This window comes from Pseudobutyrivibrio xylanivorans, from assembly GCF_008935055.1.
GTDB classification, from domain to species: Bacteria; Bacillota; Clostridia; order Lachnospirales; family Lachnospiraceae; genus Pseudobutyrivibrio; species Pseudobutyrivibrio xylanivorans_A.
In genome coordinates, this window is sequence record NZ_CP043029.1 from 1 (window position 1) to 19549 (window position 19549).

The following is a 19549-nucleotide window of genomic DNA, read 5'->3' on the forward strand; positions in this document are numbered from 1 at the left end:
TACGTAGGTTTTTCGGATGATACCTATTTGTTTGCTAATGGTACTATTCAGGCCGCTGACTGGAAACCAACAGAGCGTGGATGGTATGCAGCCGGAGTTGATAATGAAACTTTTGYATRTATYGAACCWTATKWARATWCAACTACTAATGAGWTGTKCGTTACATATGTAAGAAABWAMAATATCASGMTTAMGAYATAGCCGAAACGGAAGGCGAATAACCTTAAACCTTATGAGTATTTCAAATATCTTCTTACTGTAATTCCAGAGCATCTGGATGACACAGATAGAAGTWTTATGTATATATTGTATCYTTTCAKATGAACTTCCAAGTGAATGTAGAAAACCAGTGAAGTAACTTCCGCACCCTCTTGTGACATTTTCATTTTGAGCTACTAACGCTGATTTGAAAGTGAGCCACTTGAGTGGGCGGTATTAATTTAAGGCGGTACCTATGGTTTACCGTTTACGAAAAACGAAATATATAATTGTGATTGGAAAGAAGTATATAATGAACAATGGAAAAAATACGAAGAAAAAGTGAAATACATCTCGAGTTTCATTAAGAAGAATCTAGCTAACGATAGCTTGGAAACTGTCTTGGTAAAGGTTATGTTGATTAATGATTTTTACGGAACGAATGTATATGATGTTACTTTATCAGTAGCAAAGCATATTTTATCCATAAGTGAGATAGATACAAGAATGATGACTGGAGTGTTGATTTACACTTAAAACTGACCAGGAGCCCCCCTTTTAATTGTAGGTAAAAAATAGAGTGAAGCTAAAGGTGGTACATTATTTAGGGCAATTATTATTTCTAGAAATGCTCCAATAGATCTATTAGAATAWTTAATCTAATATTAAGTATACAATATYTTATTATAAATAGGTGTTHAYAGTCTTTTYATTTGCACGACCTTCTGTAATATATCTATAAATGGNATTGCCAACACTTACCGGCATAGGCAGGATGATTTCGTGATCCGTTTTTTCTTGCACGATACGCACAGTCTGTCCGTCCCAGTCTATATCTGATAACTTGAGGGATGTAATATCTATTGATCGTAGTCCCATTTTTATGCCCAATAGTAGGATTGCTGTGTCTCTAAGTTCCATGGGCGTATTGGCAGATGAATTCTTGCTATTGATGACATCCTTTTCTTCTGATGATAATGTTTTTACAATATGTTCCCTTTTCTCTGAAGCGCAGTACAATGCTTCATTTATTCCAAATGGGAGGATTTCTTTCCGCTCAAGGTATCTAATGAACCTTCGAATCCTGACATTATATGCATTTTTCCCTTCCGGAGTTTCATGCCTGTCGTTAAGGTTAAAATCCTTTATCACTTCCGGACTAACCTCAAAAAATGATGTAAGCCCGGAGCATACGAGATACTCGCAAAAACGTGTTACGGATGAGCGGATCATATTTATTGTAGATACTGACCATCCTTCTTTCTTTTTTATTTTCAGATAGGAATCAAGTTCCGTTTTGCACCACGGCGGCAGCATCTCACACTTAAGCGATTTACAATGTTGTATTGTGTTTATGGCAAGATTTTTTTCTTTTACAAAGACATCAAAGAGATAAATAACTCTCCATGCCTGCTTCCATGAGTTTCCGTTGTGATGGTATGTCGTTTCATGTTCTAGCCATACATCAGCAACTGCCTTGCTGTAATTCAGGCCGTTAATCTCCATAAACAAAAGAAGATTGTGCAGAACGTAGCTTGCAGTTTTACACGGTGAATCGCTGTATCCGGCCGCCGTGAAATCATTCAGAAAAACCGGTATCAGCCTAGCAAATCCTTCTGCTGATAATAAACTGATTATCTCCCGAGCCCCTTCGATCTCTGATATCTGATCATCAGCAAAATCTTTGATATCAAAAATTCGGTTGTGCATCCTAAAATATGGATACCACGCAAGACCATGGATACATAATCCTTTATCTGCCATGTAGTTCATAATATCACCTATTGCATAAGTATAGCGCACCTTAGAATTATCAGAGGCATGTGCGTCTATCTGGCAATAGCTTTCGATAACATCGAACGTGATCTTTTCCGGTACGGTTATCCCCCATGATTGCAGACGATACAGGTATCTTGCTATGCAGTTTCTTATTTGTTCTTTGGTTCTTTCTGCGTGGTCTACTGTATCCAGATATTCCGTAAGAAGATCTTTCCACATCGGACATAATGCATCCGTATATGGCAGGACGAATGGATATGCATGGATTGGCTGCACTTCACCGAACTTATAGATGTCAATCAACCTGTCCAGCGTAATCTTTTCTCCCTTGATATGGGGCTGTCTTTCTGAAAACCACTTCTCTGCAACAGAATCAGAATACATGATATCTGATTCTAGTAAGTACTCGTATAGGATTGTTAGAAGATTGATGGTATAGAATCGAGCAGTGCTTCCAGCACCTTTTTGTTCCATGTACTCGCAGAGTTTTCTGCTGTTAGTACAATACTCCAATAGCCATGGTCTGTTCTTTTGATCGTTAGGATCAATTCGATCATAAAAGCGTATGTCCCTTGGTCGTGCCATAATTAATCACCCCCTTTGCATTATGGTGATTTTATTATAGGCATGATCCCGATTATTATGCGACACTTTTTTCTGCAAGATGCATTGTTATCAGCATTTCAGAGCAAAAATGCAGATAAGTAATTCCTTCGGATAAAGCAGCGTTGTTATCCATAGGAACTTCTCCATCTTCTAGGAAGACTCTTAGGTACTGTTCCTGGTTGATTGAATACTGTAATCCTTTATGAGTTTTACTGTTAGCTAATACACTTGGTTCAACTTTATGAACCCACGCAAAGTAGGCCTCAACCAGAGGCTTGACAGTGAGCTGTCGATGTTCATATCTTTCGGCAGGAGAAAGGTCATTTAGTTTTTCTCCTCGCGATAGATAGCCTGAATCATCTTCAAAGCTTTATTCGCAGTGCAGGATTTCTGTTTATCCTTTGGTGTAGCCTTTAAGGCTTCATCAAATCGGCGTCTTGCATGCGCCCAGCATCCTGCGATTGTCAGGTCTTCTCGTTCCTTTTCAATGGAATGATAAACCTGATAGCCATCTGTAACACAGATGCCTTTGAAATCCTTGAGAAATTCTCTTGGATGATCGGACTTTCTAGTCCGCTGGTAATCATAGATTACAATCGGTTTATCCTTGTACATCTTACCTGTTCGATAAACCCACATGTAACTCTTTGAACCAGCATTTCGACCATCCTTGTTAACGAGACAAGGTGTTTCGTCAGCTTGGATTACGTGGTAGTCATACAGATGCTCATGAAGATAATCATAAAAGACTGCTAAATATCTGTCAGCGCACTGGATAACCCAGTTAGACATTGTTTGGCGTGAAATATTAATACCAACTCGGTTATACTCAGCTTCAATACGATATAGCGGCATCGCATTTACGTATTTAGCATTATAAACACCCGCAACAGTGCTTGCTGAAGCAAGGCTGTTTCTAAGTAGCTGCTTAGGATGATTAGCTTTAACCATTCGTTCTGATTTGGAACCAGAATAAACAGCCACAAGATGTTTCTCAACTGAAACAGAGGCTGGTGTGTATTTGTACCTTATATATTCCTCGTCGGGAAGACGCTTCCAGGTTTCATCACCAAAGAAGCTCTTAAGCTCTTCCTCTGTCATTTCATGAGGGACTTCTTCAACAAGAAGACCTTTGATATCTTCTTCCTTTTTGCCTTTAGATTTCTTTCTAGTGACGGTAATAGTTCCTTCATCGTCATCATCAAAGTAATCATCTACAAAGGCTTCAGCCTCATTGAAAATGATTTCACCATCCTCGATGGTAAATGACAGTTGGTTAGATTCATCAGATCTCTCAGATGAACGACCAAAGCGCTGACGGTTCATATCAGCTATCTGCTCCAGTAAAAGCTGCATCTTGTTATCGATAGATTCAAGCTGCTCCTGCTGATTTAAAAACAGCTGTATTAGCATTGCTTTGTCAAAGTTATTCAGTTGTTCCTCTGTGAATTTAACTGACATAATCGCTCCATTTCTTATGGAACTATTATAGCTGAAATGCAGTATTTACGCTAATTTTCAGCACTTCAGCATTCGTCATAATGCCTATGTTTGTAGGCTTCACAGAGCTTATATATGAAAGGCTAGTAACAAGCCTTTTCAATTGATTTAATGGTATTTCCAGAGAAAATATGCCCACATATGAGCCTTATTCAAGACTTTAAACAAGAAGAAAATCGCTTAAAATCAGCGTTTTCTGGGCGCCCCAAAATTCTCTGTTTTATACAAAACTAAACGATTTCTTTAGGCTCTTTGAGTTCTGAAATCGGATGTTTAGCGACTATAGTAAAACCGCTCATTAACCTTTGATACTGTTCAGCTGAAATTGCCAGAGCTTCTGACTCAGTCCTAGGCCAGGCAAAAGCACCAACCTCAAGTCTTTTATAAAGAAGGAGGAAGCCATCGCCTTCCCATACAAGGCCTTTTATCTTGGTTGCTTTTCTTCCGCAGAATAAAAACAAGGTATCCTTGTCAAAAGGATCTAGATTGAATCTTAGCTTTACGAATGATGCCAGTCCATCAATACCTTGGCGAAGATCAGTGTAACCTGTAGCAATGTATATCTTCTTAAAACTGGTAGTGTCATTGAGCATGGCCTATTGCTCCTATCAGTTTTAATAGAAACTCTTCCGAAATATCTTCTGATATTTCTATACKCGCATTGCCACAAATGATTGAMGCTACACCATACGTTACTGGTTTTGGTTCGGTAATAGCAGGTGATAGTTCAACAAAAGTCGGTTCACTAACAACCATCTGATTAGATTCATCTGTAGTCTGAAGCTGACTTGCGAAATAGTCCTGAACTCGTCTCATGTGATCATAGAAGGTTGGTGTTTTAATATCGTGAAGGGCACACCATTCACGAACTGTCATGTCTTTGGGTCTGGAATTGAAGTCTTTAACTTCTTCAACCCATTGCTGATAACGCATCTGTCTTTTTAAGGCAGCTGAATTTTTCATATGAGTATCCTCCTGTATGTTCGGGTTTTATGACTTGTATGAGAACTATGTCCATAGTTTCCATACAATCCATAGTTGCTATACAGAATTATCTCAAATCCGAACAAATGGAACGAGGTACTCATGATTTAACGTTTACCAACAACATGCTGATTTCTAGCAAACGGTAAATCGATTATATATGATTTTTTCCATTTTACATAATACTTTCGCTGAAAGCACACTAACAATTATGGCTGAAATATACATTAATATCGAAATATGACTAAATGTTACTAAAAAATTTCCAAACCTATATATGAAGAAAATATGTACCAACCACATGTACGTCGAATATCCACCAAAGTACTGGAGACACCTTTTTAAATTAGGTATATGGTCAACAAAATATGCAATACAGTATATAAAAGGAGCAATAATCAAGGCATCCAACTTTATATCACTAGCGCTTCGGCAAAAATAGCTACGAATAAAAACACAAGCAATTAAACAAATTGCGCATAGAATATGACTTATTTTTTCATGTTTTTCCATTATCTTTGCTACTTTTTCAAAGAGTAAATACTTTGAACATATATATCCAATTATAAAAATTTCTATATATTGATATACAATATAATATGAGCCTAATAATTGCCATATCTGTGCAATTGGTTTATTGAAATGCACTCCTAAAAACATTATAAGTGCAATACCTCTAAGAGCCTGTTGCACAATGTATAATCTTTTCTCTTTAAAATTTAGAAACATAAAATCAATTAATGGATACAACAATAGCATAAAAAATATTGTTTGATGTACCACCATGCACTATTGAATTTAGGGCTTAACCCAAACAACCCCAAAAACAAATCACTTAAATTACTCTTAACAGAACCCTCAAGCTCAAATGCAATAATAAATGGCAAAAACACCATATAAACTACCCAATACTTTTTTAATAGCTGCAGACAATGTTTCAATACATATTTATAATTCTCTTGTAACCTGGTAGTAGGTTTGACATATTTACTTCCCGATGCCGAACGATACAATCCATATCCACTAATAAATGCATAAATTGCAACACAAATTTTACAGAACCATGCTACCAACTGTTCTAGTGCTATATTCCCCACCTTTATACTTAACACCGAATAATAACTTATACTTATTCTGCTTGGATCTAAAAACAAATGATGATATATCATTATCAAAATTGCAAATCCATATACGGCTTTTGTTATCTGTTTCGAAAGTCCATTTTTCAACTTTATCTCTCCTTCTGCTTTAATCCAAGCCATTCATTTCAACATTCTAAGCATTTTACCATCCGTTTTTTACTATCACCTCAATTCATTAATATTACATTTTATCATTTCTTCATGGTATTTATTACACTCTTTGCGAGATAACGTTTAATTGCTCTTTTTATCCTTTTTTTGGGGGTAGTAGGATAATGATTTACTGCATAGTGGATTCCTCGTTCTTTAATCATTTTTAAAAATTTATCATAGTGCTCATCTTTTTCTCTACACTTGTAATATAAAGGATTGTTTTTTAATGCCAAAGCAATGTCTGCTTCTTCAATGTGAAAGGCTTTTTCATCTATCATTTGCAAAAGCTCTTCTCCTCTATTAGTCTGAACTAATAATAGAGATACGCCATTGTCGTTCCAACCTTTCATAGATTTTGTTAATCCCCAGTAATCACCACAAGCTAAATCTGCCTTATGATTAGCACCTTTAAATTTACAGTTGTAACAGCTTAATTTTGATAGGTGTTCAAAAGTAATTCCGAACTCCGTTTCACCACGTAGTTTTTCAAAAACATCCCCATTGGCAAACTCTGCACGAACATAACTAGGCATCCATCCATTCTTTTTATACCGAATAGAAAAACTAATAACAGAAGACTTATATTCTTTTTCCAACATTGTAATATATTGCTCTTGAACAAAAGAATATGTTGGTCCATGACAAATAATCTCAACAGTATATAAATTGCTTACATCTATTTTTTTAGCTTCACACATACTCTTGAGAGCAGCCACATCACATCCGAGACCGATGAAGAGAATAAGTATCCCCTCTTTTATCTTTTCTTCTACAAAGGGATACAAACTCCTTGCTTCTCCATCGACAATTATTTCTTTAGTAGACTCACAGTACTTTGAGTTTCTTAAACACTCTAAATCTTGTAAATTACTAGCGCATCTCCATTCTGCTCTTTTAAAATCACTAGAATATGAAACGCCAAATACTATACCCCCATGATTAATTATTGACTCAGCAAGAACAGACGCTGCTCCGCCAGACGCCGATTTCAATAGATTATTCTCATCTAAATAATAACCAGAATAAGCTTTTAATCTGGTGTAATCAAACCCTGCTTCTTCTACAGTAAAATCTAACATATTAAATATCCTCAAATTTATCCCTACTTTTGTCTAATTCTTGCCATTACTCTTGGATAATAATGCTTTACCAGCGAAGGTGAACATAGTACGTTTAGTACGGCAAAAAGTGGATAAATAATCAAGCAAACTATTATAGTATCTAATGCAAATGACTTAAAAGAATCTACCTTTACAGGATTCAAATGTGTATATAAAACACAGAGTCCAAACATAATATAGTTTGTAAGAATAATCTTTGTCGATACCCATATTGAACGTTTTAAGATTACTGTATTTGATAAAAATAAACAGTATATAATCTTTACAGGTAAAGCAATCATAGTTGCAAAAAGAACACCTACAATCCCAAATTTAATACCTAAAATAATAGATAATGAGAGATTAAGAAATGCTTCTATTGCTGAAACCTTACTAACTGGCTTTGCATATCCAGCTATAGCTGTCAAATTTCCACTAACATATCTATTCCATGAGAATATCTGTACAAGACAGAATAATAAAGGCAAACTAGCATAAATATATTGAACATCTTCTACACCCTTGGTATATAAAGATATAAATGGAATAGTCATAATGTATGCAACTGACATACTTGAAGTAATTAACCAATGTGAACCAACATCAAATGCATCATGCAAGTATACATATTCCTTCTTATCCTTCTGCCACATTTGTCCTAACAAAAACACAACACCAAAATATAACGCGTTTAAGATTTTAAGAAGGTTATTAAAAATCAAACCATAAATCGAATATACACTTGCAAGCGCTGTTGAACCTATTATTGAAAGTACAATCATATCTGTACTTGAAAAAATAGTAGTAGCAATTTGAGATACCATGAATGCTTTTCGATCTTTCAACGCGATAGGATCTGGTTTTGCATTAAAGTCCACCCAAGGATAATGTCTCTGAGTGTAAATCTTATATATCAAAAGTTGAACTAGTGAAAGAATAAAGAATGCAAACTGAATGATACCAATATTAACGCTCATATATACCAGGATTATCTTAATAGCATATCCCAATACTGAATTAATCATTGTGATGACCTGAACTACATAGTATCGTCCATCTGCCTGTAATAACTGTTTCCAGCAAGCAAAATAATAGAAGCAAATTACAGCACTCATTCCTTCAAAAAATACAACGCTACCAGCCACGACTTTATCAATACTAGTATTAAGCACAAATGGAAGTACTACCGACATTGCAACCACTAATAATGCGTACCACCTTGTTACCTTTCTGTAATAAGCGCGGGATGCACTCATTCTCTGAGATACAGAAAGTTTGTCTTTTTTTGCAAATGGCTCATATAATGAATTCAGTGTTGACTGTCCTATGCCTGCCTCCATAAGAGCCATATACGTAAATATCTGCTGAATAGTTGCTGTATATCCATTTGTATCAGAACCATAATTTAACATTACCAAACGTGGAATGAAAAGTCCTAATACTATAATAATGACCTGGGTACCAAATCCAAAAATTATATTTTTAATTGTTTTCTTCTTTCTCATAAATATTCGCCAAATACTCTTTCGATTTATTTACATACTCAACTAGTTTAGTTCCGTCTATCTTTGACAAATCCATACATTCTATCCCGTTGCTATCCATGCCTTTTTTAGAATTGACTGTTTCTAAAAGAGATTGAACTCTCCCCTTTCCCTTTTCCAACTGAGAATGAACTAATTTTTTTCGAAAAATTAATGAAAATGCTGATGCATGAAATGAATTAGTGCATATATATTCAGCATTCTTTATTAACCATAGAAATTCTTGTGGACCGATTCCATACAGTTGTTTTCCAACGAGAATCTTATTTGCATTTGGATGAATTGATATTAATTTACATCCAAACTTCTCAGCAATATCATTAGCCCTTTCAGTAAGCTCTTTATCATTTTTAAGTGTATAATACAATATGAACCTATTTCCTTTGATACCAGCTGGCTCTCTCGTTAAAGCTTCCCAACTAGTACTATCTAAAAGGAATACGGGATCACAAACATGTACTGAATTAATACCTTTTTCTTCAAGAATATCTTTTGCATAGCTCTCTCTTACTGATATTTTGTCAAAATTTGACATGATACTTATATAATCATTTTCCTTTTCAGTAAGCTTATCGTGTCCAAAACTGCCAGCATATACAATATTACATTTTTCGCTATTACATAACTCACCGTAGTACTCAGGAGTATCACCAGTAATATCAAGATTCCAGATCTGATCACTTCCAAATACATTAAGATCATGCTGATTCAATGCAGTTCTCAATTCTTCGAGTGAAAAGAATGGCTTGTCGTTAACTTCTAAGTATTTATTTTTAAAATCTTCAAATACCTTTGCCTGCTTATTCTTTTTAGGAAAATCCAGTGTTCTTTGTAAAACAAGCTTTGGATGCATTCCGAAAATAAAAGGATTAGTTGTGTATATATTTCTTGTTCTTTCTGGCTGATAATTTATGAATTCAAGCTCATTACCATCTGAAAGATACTCCTTCAATGCATATGCCTGAAGCATAGCCCCATAATTATATGCGAAATGAAAAGTTAAAATTCCTATTTTTTTCAATTTAATGCTCTCTCTTTTCTATTTAACCAATAATATTCGCTCATAGCACATCCCATCATGTATGTAAAAAGTGTAGGATAATCATACAATGGGTTTCCAGTTATACAATATAACAGGAAAAAAATCTGCACAAAAACTGAATAAATTAGTGCCTTGAATTTAATGGAATTATCCTCTTTATTCAAAGTATATCTACGCAATAATATAATTGCCTTTATAATAGAGGAAATGAAAAAAAGAAAAATGGGAGAGATCCAATTATACCTGTCTCGCACAATAACTGTGCGTAAACACAATGTACATTCAGCTTTTTTCCAATAATACCAGCATAAAAATATAAGAAAGCATTCCATCCTATTCCAAAGAAAGGATGCTGCCTCCAAACCTCCAATGCTACAGCTCGAGTTTGACCTCGTCCCATCTCAATATCACCCGCTTCTTTTGTCTCTATGAATCGATTTACAACATTCATAAGCTGTGGTACAAACTGAGCAGCTATATATAATATCACCGCGGCAACTACAATAATTATAATTATCTTTACCCATCGCCTTACTGGTTCGTCACAATGAACCAATAGATATATAACCATAGCAGCAGCGATAATGAATATCGTATGACCTCGTTTACCTGTGACTAATACGCTTACAAAAATAGCCACCGCTAGAATATTCATCTTTTTGTTTTTAAAATTTGTAGCAAATCCATAAGCCAATGGTGCCCCAAAGGTTACCGCTAAATATATGGCTGTAGTACTATAATGAGGTGAAAAACCTGTAATATATCCCTGGTTATATAAGCTTATCATTTGATTTGAATATCCATAACCAGCGAAAAAAGGAATACATACATTCATAAAGAAATGAGAATCTACCATCGCCAGAAGCGTTGTGAATGCATAGAAGGCACCAATTGCAGACAACGATTTCAAAAAGAAATCATGCCATCTATTGAAATTATTCCCAGCACAATAAAATAACATTATGAAGCAGCAACTCCATGCAGAAATTGTATAGTTGTTAGCAATGTCAGCATTATTGAAGAAGGCAATTACTGAAGCCATCATTAGAGGCAAAATCAAGCTAAAGTATTTTCTTTTTTCCTTATTGATATATAGTAATACACATATGGAAACAACGTATAGAATTCTATTAGCATAATATGCCGCTCCTGGAAAAATCCTACCATCCCATCCCATAGCGAAACCATACCATAAAAAACAAATACTGGTAAATATTCTAAAAACCTTTTCTTATCTATCTTTATATACATAGCAACTCTCTCATTTTAACTCTTTGTACAAGAACAAAACAACATTATAAATCCTTAAACTAATCCTCTCCAACACGCTGGAGCAAGTACAATTACAAGTTGCAGGATTATCAAACTTAATCAGTGATAGAAGTTCATCATTTTCATGTAGCTCTAATGGTCCAGGTTCTGCATTCAACTTAAAGCTGTTAACCTTACTTCTTAATCCCTGTTCATCTGATAATAATTTTTCTAAATCGTTTATATTATCAGCAACTATACCATTTTTGAGTTGTCCAACTTGGTATGCAATATTCCCGCTTTTATTATTAGTCAATATAAACGCATTAGCTGACATTGCTTCATAAAAAGTATAGCTATAGGTCTCTGGCCACAAAGACCACAATACAGCAACATCAATATTATTATTTCTCAACTGAATTATCATCGAGTCTAAATTCTTAGTAAAATCAACTTCAACTTCTTCAATATAATCTACATGTGTATTCACAGTACCAAATTGAAAAAACTTGTAATTTACACTGTTACGAATATTTTTAACTGCATCAAACCAAATGTCCCAGCCTTTTAAAGGACGTTGATAACCAACAAATGCAATATTTAGAGGAACATTTTCATCTTTTTCAGTCTTATTTTTTAAATAGTGTCCCACCATCTTTTGATGATATATAACAATTGTCTTATTTTCGAAATCTGGATATGTCTTTATCCAAACATTCTTTGCCACTTCCGAAGGGGCTACAAAAGTAAGACGTTCTCTATATGTATTAAACAAATCACTTATATCATCTAATCTATCAAGGATTGATTCATTGAAATAAGTACAACCTTTGCACTTTAATTCATTTGGTTTATCAGAGTTACAGAATATTCCCTGCTCATTAATCAATCCAGATGCTGGACATACAGTAAAATAATCATGCAAATAAAAATATATGTTGCAATTAACATTATGTAGTATTTTACTAAGCTGCTCTATATGAATATTCTTTATGTGATGAATAAAAACATTCAATACATCATAGTCTTCGCTATTCAACGTATAAATGGTATTAATAACTTCATTTGTGGAAAACAAACCACAATCCACTCCGTCCAAAAGAAGTCTCCACACATCATTTCTATGTATCTTTATTTTCTCACCTATAGAATAAGCTCTGTATAAATGAATAACAGAAATATCTCTGTTATTTAATATTTCCTGATGAGCTTTTATTACCTTATCAGTACCACCCTTGCCGTGAATATAATTTCCATATGAAATTGTTAAAACTATTCTTTTATACTTAGGTTTTATTCGTTTCATTTATTACTCCACATAGTAATTACCAAGGGAATTCATTGGTCTCTTGTAATGCATCTCTGATAGCTTCAAGCTTGCCATAACCAAATCTGTTATCCGGCTCAAGATATCCGCCTTCAGCCCATTCATTCCACGCGTGTACAAAAATCATATCCTTATGATAATTATCGCGAGCATTTATAATCTGTTTCTTAAAGCATTCCTTAATAGCCTCTGGTGTATCACCAACAGAAACACAACCATTAATTCCTTTTCTTGGAGTGTTATCCCAACCTACAAACGCACCAGGAATATTCTTCTCTGATGCAGGTTTTCTATTAAGAATATATGACCAAGCCTCAGCAAAGTCCTCCCTGCTTACAGCTGTCTTTTCCCTCTCATTAGCACGTACAGCATCAACACCTGTTCTCTGCTCCTTCAACACGTTAATCTTTCTCTTAATAGTTCTAAGTGTTCTCCAAAGACGTGTTGATTTGATTCCTGTTCCAATATTTTTATCTGTTCGACTATAAGTAGGTTGGAATTCGATATTGTAATCAAATCTGCTATCGTCTCGACCTTCAATCAAGTCGAATGTTACATCCTGATAAGCAAATGACATTCCTGGGAATCCATTTTCCTTTGCCATCTGATCCCAGGTATCTAACATATCATTTAAATTTGTAACAGCTTCTGCTCTATAGATTACAAAGAATGGTTTACCATCTACCTTGATATATCTGTCATCCTTAAAGAATGGTAATAGATAATCAAAATGTGCTTTCCACTCTGTGATATCTCCATAATACTGTGGCATGATTACTTCTTTTTCACCTACCCATGCCCTTGTCCAAGGCTCATTAGCCCAAGAGATACAGAATGGCAAATCAATATCCTTATTCTGAAGCATCTGTTCCATTGGCTTCTCTAAAAGAAGTTTTCCGTTAAACCAATAGTGATAATAGCAAAATCCATAAATGCCATATTTCTTTGCTAACTCAGCCTGCCAAACTTTTACATCATCATCTAACAAATTATAATAGTTATCATTCACAGGGATACGAGGCTGTACATGTCCTTCAAACCAAGGCTGGGCTTTTTTTACATTAGTCCATTCTGTAAACCCCTTACCCCACCATTCATCATTCTCTGGGATATCATGAAACTGTGGTAAATAGAATGCTATTATCTTCATAAAGTATTTCTCCTTATATCTATATTTCTCTAACCTTAGGATACTAATCCTCTAACTCTTTTCTTAATGCATTAATCTTGCCTTTACCAAATTCCTGATCAGGCTCCATATATGCACCCTCTCCCCACTCATTCCATGAATTAAGGAAAATAATCTTATGCTGGTCCTCTTTATTCTGTACAGTCTCAATCGCTCTTCTAGCTGCTTCTCCAAAAGTCTCTGGATTGTTATTGTAGTAAACAATAGCATTCTTTCCAGAACGAGGAGATCTATCCCAGCCTGCTAAAAGCTGTGGGTATACTCTCTCATCCTTATCTACTTCTGTGTAATAGTTCGACATGATTTTCTTATAATCATATTTTTCTACCGCTGAAAGCCACTTGATTTTTCTAATAAATCCATAGAATGCCTTATGTAATGTTCCGCCAGTCTTTAACTCTGCATACTTTAAGTTGATAGAGTTTACAGCATCAAAACCATTCTCATAGTACCACTCGAAGTTCTTTCTAATTGCTTCCTCCGGATTCTTGAGTACCTTTACATCAAGCTCTCCTAATGATGGAGCAAGCGCTACGAAATGGAATCCTTCAAATCCATTTTCCTTAGCAAGCTTATTCCAAAGCTCCATAAATCCCTTTAAGTTTTCAAATCGCTTTGCGCCAAATAATGCAAACAAGAGCTTTCCATCAACCTTAATATATCTAGGATCTTTGAAAGCTGGTAATAAACTGTTGAAGTGATTAATATGATCCTCTTCTCCAGGATATTCCTGCTTAAAAATCATTGTGGATTTTGCTAATGACTTTCCCTTATCCCAAGTCTTTGTTGTCCAATCGTGATTTGCCCATCCTAAACAGAAAGGGAAATCTGGCTCACCACTTTTAACAACTTCATTAAATGGCATTTCCAAAACCTGCTTGCCATTTCCAAAATAGTAATGCCAATAGCAGAATCCTTCTATGCCCGCTTCCTTTGCAAGTTCCGCCTGTTCTTTTCTGACTTCCGCTAATCGTAAATCATAAAAACCTAAATCTGCAGGTATTCTTGGCTGAACGTGTCCTCTAAATAAAGGCTTTGCCTTAGCTACATTAGTCCATTCTGTGAATCCCTTTCCCCAAAACTTATCGTTTTCAGGTACTGGATGAAATTGTGGTAAATAATATGCTATAACTCTTGCTTTCATCAATAACTCCTTCTATACCAAAATAGTTGTATTATTACACGTTTAAAGCGTTTTCATGTGCTTCAACCATTTTTTCTACGCTATAATGTGCCCCAGTTTCTATCAAATATCTAGAATAGTCACCATCTTCCTGGGTAAGTAATTTATGAATCGCTCCCTGAATACCAATAGTATCATCAATACTAAATAAATATTTTTCGTACTCACCGCGCAAAAACTCCATTGCAGCGCCGCTTCCAACTGTTGATATAATTGGTGTACCAAATGATGCTGCTTCATTAATAACTAATCCCCAGCACTCTTTTCGTGAAGGTAATAGTAATACTCCCGCCTTCTTATACTCAGTAATCAAATCTTTCTTTTGTAAAAATGGTACTACTTCAATATTGGTATCTTCTTCAAACAATTGCTCTTTCACAAACAATTTAGTGCGCTTACCCATTCCTACAAACTTATATCTTATCGTACGGTCTAATCTAGCGACCTTAAGTGCTATATCAAGTCCCTTATAATCAAAGTATTGTCCTACAACCAGTACGTATTTTTCTCTTGGCTGACAATCCACTTGATTCTTAGTCAACTCTTCTTCTGTGTAAGAACTAAAATAGTATGGAAATACTTCTTTGTCACCTACTAGCTTCTTAATATTTTCTGCAGACTTTTCTCCTGCAACCAAATACTTATCTGCGCCCTTAATAAAAAATTTCTTCAGATGATTTTTCAGTCCTGATTCACCAATAAATTGTTCTCCATCAAAGCTGAGTATATATTTCTTTCCCCTCAACCTTAAATAAAGTATCGCCATCATTTGAACAGGACTATTAAAACAACTGATAATAATATCATCATAGTTGCCATTTAAATACTTAAATATCTTAAACGAGAAAGAATTCTCATTTGATATCTTCAATCCTTCTAAGAAATGCTTTTTATATGACGCATTCACACTCTTAGCCCACTCACTGTTTCTATTCGCGGAGTTATTACGCTCATATAAAACAGTAAGGTCTGTTCTTTCAGACAAACTATTAAAAAACTTTACTCTATATGGAACTTCAATATTAGTTATATAGAGAACTTTTCTCATTATTTCTCTCCATCTCTAAATCTACTATTTTGCAGCTTTAATTTTCTTTACAACAGAATCAAGTCTTAGCATATATACTATGGCAGCAATCTTTCTTTTCAATGAATTTTTGCTGTTACTATATCCGCTTACTCTTAATGCAGAATCAAAACCATTTTCGTATGACTTCCAAAACTCTTCGTATAATGAAGGCTTTGGCGTAGCCTCCTGCATATTAGGCTGGATGTAATCCGCTTTTGTTATTTTTTGAATTTTTCCTGCCTGCTGGAATTCTTCAATATAATTCATACTTTTTGTAGTATTCATTATCAAGAATGATGTTCCAACTCCATCGTTCAAATGTTTTGTATCTTCTCCGAACTTAAAACAATCAGCAAGTGTAATATCTGAAACCCTTCCCAGGGCCGAATATTTGCATTTATAACACGATTCTCTAAGAATGTAATTCTTCAAGAAATGATAATAAAAAATCTCTAAATTTGTTGATGGAGCAAAGAACCTTTTACCATTCGCATATTTAATATACAAATTCTGTAACTTACCAGCTCTAGGCTTTCCTCTGAAGTTAACATCAACAATCTGCTTTTTACCATTTCGAGAATAGTACTTCAAACAATCTTTCCAAAAAGCTGGACTACCTACTCCATGACAAATGAAATCCACTGTCAGTAGATTTTCTGTAGAACAATTCTTTCTGCTCAAATATGTAATCAAGCCTGACACCTGACAAGGGGTTCCTGAAAATAAAACCCGCTCCCCATTCTTGAGCAAATCATATGTCTTCTTGTAGACATCGGATGTATTGCTCTGAACATATTTGGACGTCTGAAACCTTTTCACATTTTCCTTGTCATTATATATGTTATGCTGAATAGAAAAATCCATACCAAACTCAGCACCAACTACATATCCGCCCTTTTCTATAAAAGCATTGGCCAATACTGAAAATGCACCACCAGAAGAACTATTCTTTCTAGTTTCTATGGAATTATTTACGAACAAAAACGCATCATCTGAATCGTGTAAGCTAACATCTGCATCTGCGTGACAGACATTATCACATAGACCACATCCAACACATTTGTCTTCTGTAATTTCAGGATAATAAAAGCCTTTATCAACCTGAATCATTTCAATTGCATTTCTAGGACATATGTTGGCACAAGCACCACATCCAGTACACGTACTTTTATCTATTTTTATCATTATTCCTGCCCTTATCCCAGTGCCTTTTTTATAAACTCAATGGATTTAGCTCTCTCTGTTTCTAGGATACACTCCACAGCTGAATAATCAGTTTCTTCATTGATTCTATCTATATTATCAAGTGATAAAGTTCTATCTACCTTTACTGTCTCTAACAATTCCTTTGAGCGGTTATTTACAGTCTTTCCATTATCAAGCTCAATAGCAAATTTCTTGTTGAATAACAATGAAAACACTGTTCCGTGGAATGAGTTAGTAACAAAGTATTCTGAATAATAAATCCATGCAAGGAAATCGCTTGGTGAGCACTTTGCAAAAAATTCAGGACTATTTTTGGCATTTACAATCTTATAACCTGTTTTTTCTGAAAGACGCTTTGCATATTCAAGCAAATCCTTTGATTCACGAATGTAATATACAAAAATAAACTTTTCCTTTAATGGTCGCTTACCAACGGCAGACATCCATTCCTGTTTTGTTAACAGTAATGTTGGATCCAAAGTAACCTCTGAATCTCTTCCAGATTCAGACTTTACAATATCAACACCGCTTCGCTCTCTTACAGAAATACTATTAAAATCAGCTAATAATTTTTTATAATTGAAAGGATCTCCATCAAACAGCTTCTCTGTTCCAAAGCTTGCAGCATAGGCGTTTTCTTTTTCCTTCATCTACAAAGTCCAAAAAAAAGGCTTTATCATTTCCTGCACAACCATAATTCCAGACCTGATCGCTTCCTGTGAAAAATGAATCATATTCTTTCGAAAGCTTAACTAGATCCTCATGTGTAACTGCCTTTTTAGACAAATGAATATAATTCTTCATAAAAGAATTAAAAGAAACATTCTTTCTAGTTCTAAAAATCAATTTCTTAGTTGCAGTTTTAAAGCCTTCACCTTTACGAAAACCTAATAAAGGTGAAGCTGCTCTATCAACTTCTTCACATCTATAATCTAATATTTCTGCTTTATGCCCCAATTTTTCAACAGCATATTGCAATGCATACGCCTGTAGAACTGCCCCATAATTTACTGCTCGATGAAATGTAATTATTCCTACTTTCATTACTTCCTCATTCAAATAAACATTTTTATAATAACAACTATTACTTACGTAACTGTGCTGCAATATCTGCATCTACAATTTCTTCACCAGTTCTATCCTTGAGTTGCTCCATAGAAGCTGCTGAAAGACCATTATTTACTGTTGCACACATATCGCATGTACTACACTTATCAAGGTCCTCTTTTGTAACCTTGCCATCGCGAAGATCACGAACAATCTTGTTCTCGTACATGCTGTACTTCTTCTTTGTCCAGAACTTAGCCTTGTGACGGATTACCCACCAGAGTGGTACCCAAATGTACTTGTGCATAGCTGGTGAGACTGAACCAATCATCCAGCAATCACGATCACAGCATCTAACCTTTGAACGAACCTTCTCAGCTGCCTCTGAATTCCAAAGCTCATCCCAAGACTGCTCATTAAGGTTACCCATGACCTCTTTGTCCTTTGTACCATTACATGGCATTACATCGCCGTATGGGTCGATAAAGAATGTATCAAATGACATGTCACAAGGAAGAAGTCTCTTCTGTCCATAGATGTAGTTGATAAGTCCGTGGTTAAAGTAAGCTCTGAACCACTTTTTAGGACTCTTGCTAGCAAGAAGCTCATTAACAAGATTCTCGAAGTTCTGAGCAACCATTGGACGATCCTTAATGATGTTCTTCGCCTCTACGAAATAGAAGCTGTTGTGAAGAGATGCAGTAGCAAACTCCATTCCCATCTCGTTTGAAAGCTGGTAAAGAGGCACAAGATCAGGAGCATTCTTATCCTGAACAGTCATTCCAAAGCCAACATCTGTCATACCCATCTCACGAAGCTTCTTAAGTGTCTGGTATCCTCTCTGGAATCCATTTTCAAGACCACGAATCTCATTGTTAGTCTGCTCAAGACCTTCGATTGAAATACGAATACCAATCTGTGGGAATTCCTTACAAAGATCTACAATACGGTCTGTAAAGAAACCATTTGTAGAAATAACGATACGATCTGACTTCTTATAAAGCTCACGAACGATATCCTTGATATCTGTTCTGATGAAAGGCTCACCACCTGTGATGTTTGTGAAATACATCTTAGGAAGCTTCTTGATTGTCTCGATTGAGATTTCTTCCTCAGGCTTTGATGGTGCCTTATATCTATTACACATTGAACAACGTGCGTTACATCTGTAAGTTACAATTACGGTCCCATTTAATTTCTTCTCTGCCATTTTATCTCCCTTTCAACTC

The 19549-nt window shown here is 35.2% G+C and carries 17 protein-coding genes and 1 pseudogene; 1 reads left to right on the plus strand and 17 read right to left on the minus strand.

The window, feature by feature from the left end; all coding sequences use genetic code 11:
* The first annotated feature begins 480 nt into the window (after positions 1-480).
* Entirely contained in the window at positions 481-735 is a 255-nt protein-coding gene (locus tag FXF36_RS15335) for an HI_0787 family protein (protein WP_524538441.1), read from the plus strand.
* Between the two features lie 147 nt (positions 736-882).
* On the opposite strand, the gene FXF36_RS15340 is transcribed toward FXF36_RS15335, so the two are convergent.
* From FXF36_RS15340 to FXF36_RS15425, 17 genes and pseudogenes are all read right to left on the minus strand, one after another.
* Positions 883-2562 carry a site-specific integrase gene (locus FXF36_RS15340; RefSeq protein WP_151625859.1) on the minus strand — a complete coding sequence of 560 codons (1680 nt, stop codon included), beginning with the start codon at positions 2560-2562 and terminating at the stop codon, positions 883-885.
* 55 nt (positions 2563-2617) lie between these two features.
* The gene (locus FXF36_RS16765) at positions 2618-2854 is read right to left on the minus strand and encodes an IS66 family transposase (protein ID WP_263008665.1); all 237 of its coding nucleotides are present in this window, start codon (positions 2852-2854) and stop codon (positions 2618-2620) included.
* 53 nt (positions 2855-2907) lie between these two features.
* Positions 2908-4044 carry an IS66 family transposase gene (gene tnpC, locus FXF36_RS15350; protein WP_151625861.1) on the minus strand — a complete coding sequence of 379 codons (1137 nt, stop codon included), beginning with the start codon at positions 4042-4044 and terminating at the stop codon, positions 2908-2910.
* Between the two features lie 269 nt (positions 4045-4313).
* The gene (gene tnpB / locus FXF36_RS15355) at positions 4314-4676 is read right to left on the minus strand and encodes an IS66 family insertion sequence element accessory protein TnpB (protein ID WP_072919712.1); all 363 of its coding nucleotides are present in this window, start codon (positions 4674-4676) and stop codon (positions 4314-4316) included.
* Positions 4666-5016, minus strand: a complete 351-nt coding sequence (locus FXF36_RS15360) for a hypothetical protein (protein WP_151625863.1) — start codon at positions 5014-5016, stop codon at positions 4666-4668. The genes tnpB and FXF36_RS15360 overlap by 11 nt, the downstream gene beginning before the upstream one ends.
* Before the next feature lie 788 nt (positions 5017-5804).
* The gene (locus tag FXF36_RS15365; protein ID WP_167511439.1) at positions 5805-6296 is read right to left on the minus strand and encodes an acyltransferase family protein; all 492 of its coding nucleotides are present in this window, start codon (positions 6294-6296) and stop codon (positions 5805-5807) included.
* Positions 6297-6400: 104 nt separating this feature from the next.
* Positions 6401-7441: a Coenzyme F420 hydrogenase/dehydrogenase, beta subunit C-terminal domain gene (locus FXF36_RS15370; protein ID WP_151625867.1), complete on the minus strand. Its 1041-nt coding sequence runs from the start codon at positions 7439-7441 to the stop codon at positions 6401-6403.
* A gap of 23 nt (positions 7442-7464) precedes the next feature.
* Positions 7465-8967 carry an MATE family efflux transporter gene (locus tag FXF36_RS15375; RefSeq protein WP_151625869.1) on the minus strand — a complete coding sequence of 501 codons (1503 nt, stop codon included), beginning with the start codon at positions 8965-8967 and terminating at the stop codon, positions 7465-7467.
* Positions 8945-10027, minus strand: a complete 1083-nt coding sequence (locus FXF36_RS15380) for a polysaccharide pyruvyl transferase family protein (RefSeq protein ID WP_151625871.1) — start codon at positions 10025-10027, stop codon at positions 8945-8947. The genes FXF36_RS15375 and FXF36_RS15380 overlap by 23 nt, the downstream gene beginning before the upstream one ends.
* A 214-nt stretch (positions 10028-10241) precedes the next feature.
* Positions 10242-11093, minus strand: a complete 852-nt coding sequence (locus FXF36_RS15385; protein WP_167511440.1) for an O-antigen ligase family protein — start codon at positions 11091-11093, stop codon at positions 10242-10244.
* A gap of 216 nt (positions 11094-11309) precedes the next feature.
* Complete coding sequence (locus tag FXF36_RS15390; RefSeq protein ID WP_151625875.1) at positions 11310-12605, minus strand: glycosyltransferase family protein; 1296 nt, start codon at positions 12603-12605, stop codon at positions 11310-11312.
* A gap of 19 nt (positions 12606-12624) precedes the next feature.
* A complete protein-coding gene (locus FXF36_RS15395; protein ID WP_151625877.1) occupies positions 12625-13776 on the minus strand; it encodes a glycosyltransferase WbsX family protein in 1152 nt (383 codons plus the stop codon).
* 43 nt (positions 13777-13819) lie between these two features.
* The gene (locus FXF36_RS15400) at positions 13820-14959 is read right to left on the minus strand and encodes a glycosyltransferase WbsX family protein (protein ID WP_151625879.1); all 1140 of its coding nucleotides are present in this window, start codon (positions 14957-14959) and stop codon (positions 13820-13822) included.
* Positions 14960-14993: 34 nt separating this feature from the next.
* Positions 14994-16046, minus strand: a complete 1053-nt coding sequence (locus FXF36_RS15405; protein ID WP_151625881.1) for a glycosyltransferase family 4 protein — start codon at positions 16044-16046, stop codon at positions 14994-14996.
* A 24-nt stretch (positions 16047-16070) separates the two neighbouring features.
* Positions 16071-17252 (minus strand): Coenzyme F420 hydrogenase/dehydrogenase, beta subunit C-terminal domain, encoded by a 1182-nt coding sequence (locus FXF36_RS15410; protein ID WP_151625883.1) that lies wholly within the window; start codon positions 17250-17252, stop codon positions 16071-16073.
* Positions 17253-17263: 11 nt separating this feature from the next.
* Positions 17264-18389 (minus strand): annotated as a pseudogene (locus FXF36_RS17040) (polysaccharide pyruvyl transferase family protein).
* Positions 18358-19530, minus strand: coding sequence for a radical SAM protein (locus FXF36_RS15425; protein WP_151625889.1), 1173 nt, complete (start codon positions 19528-19530; stop codon positions 18358-18360). Before FXF36_RS15425 ends, FXF36_RS17040 begins: the two are co-directional and overlap by 32 nt.
* Positions 19531-19549: the final 19 nt, after the last annotated feature.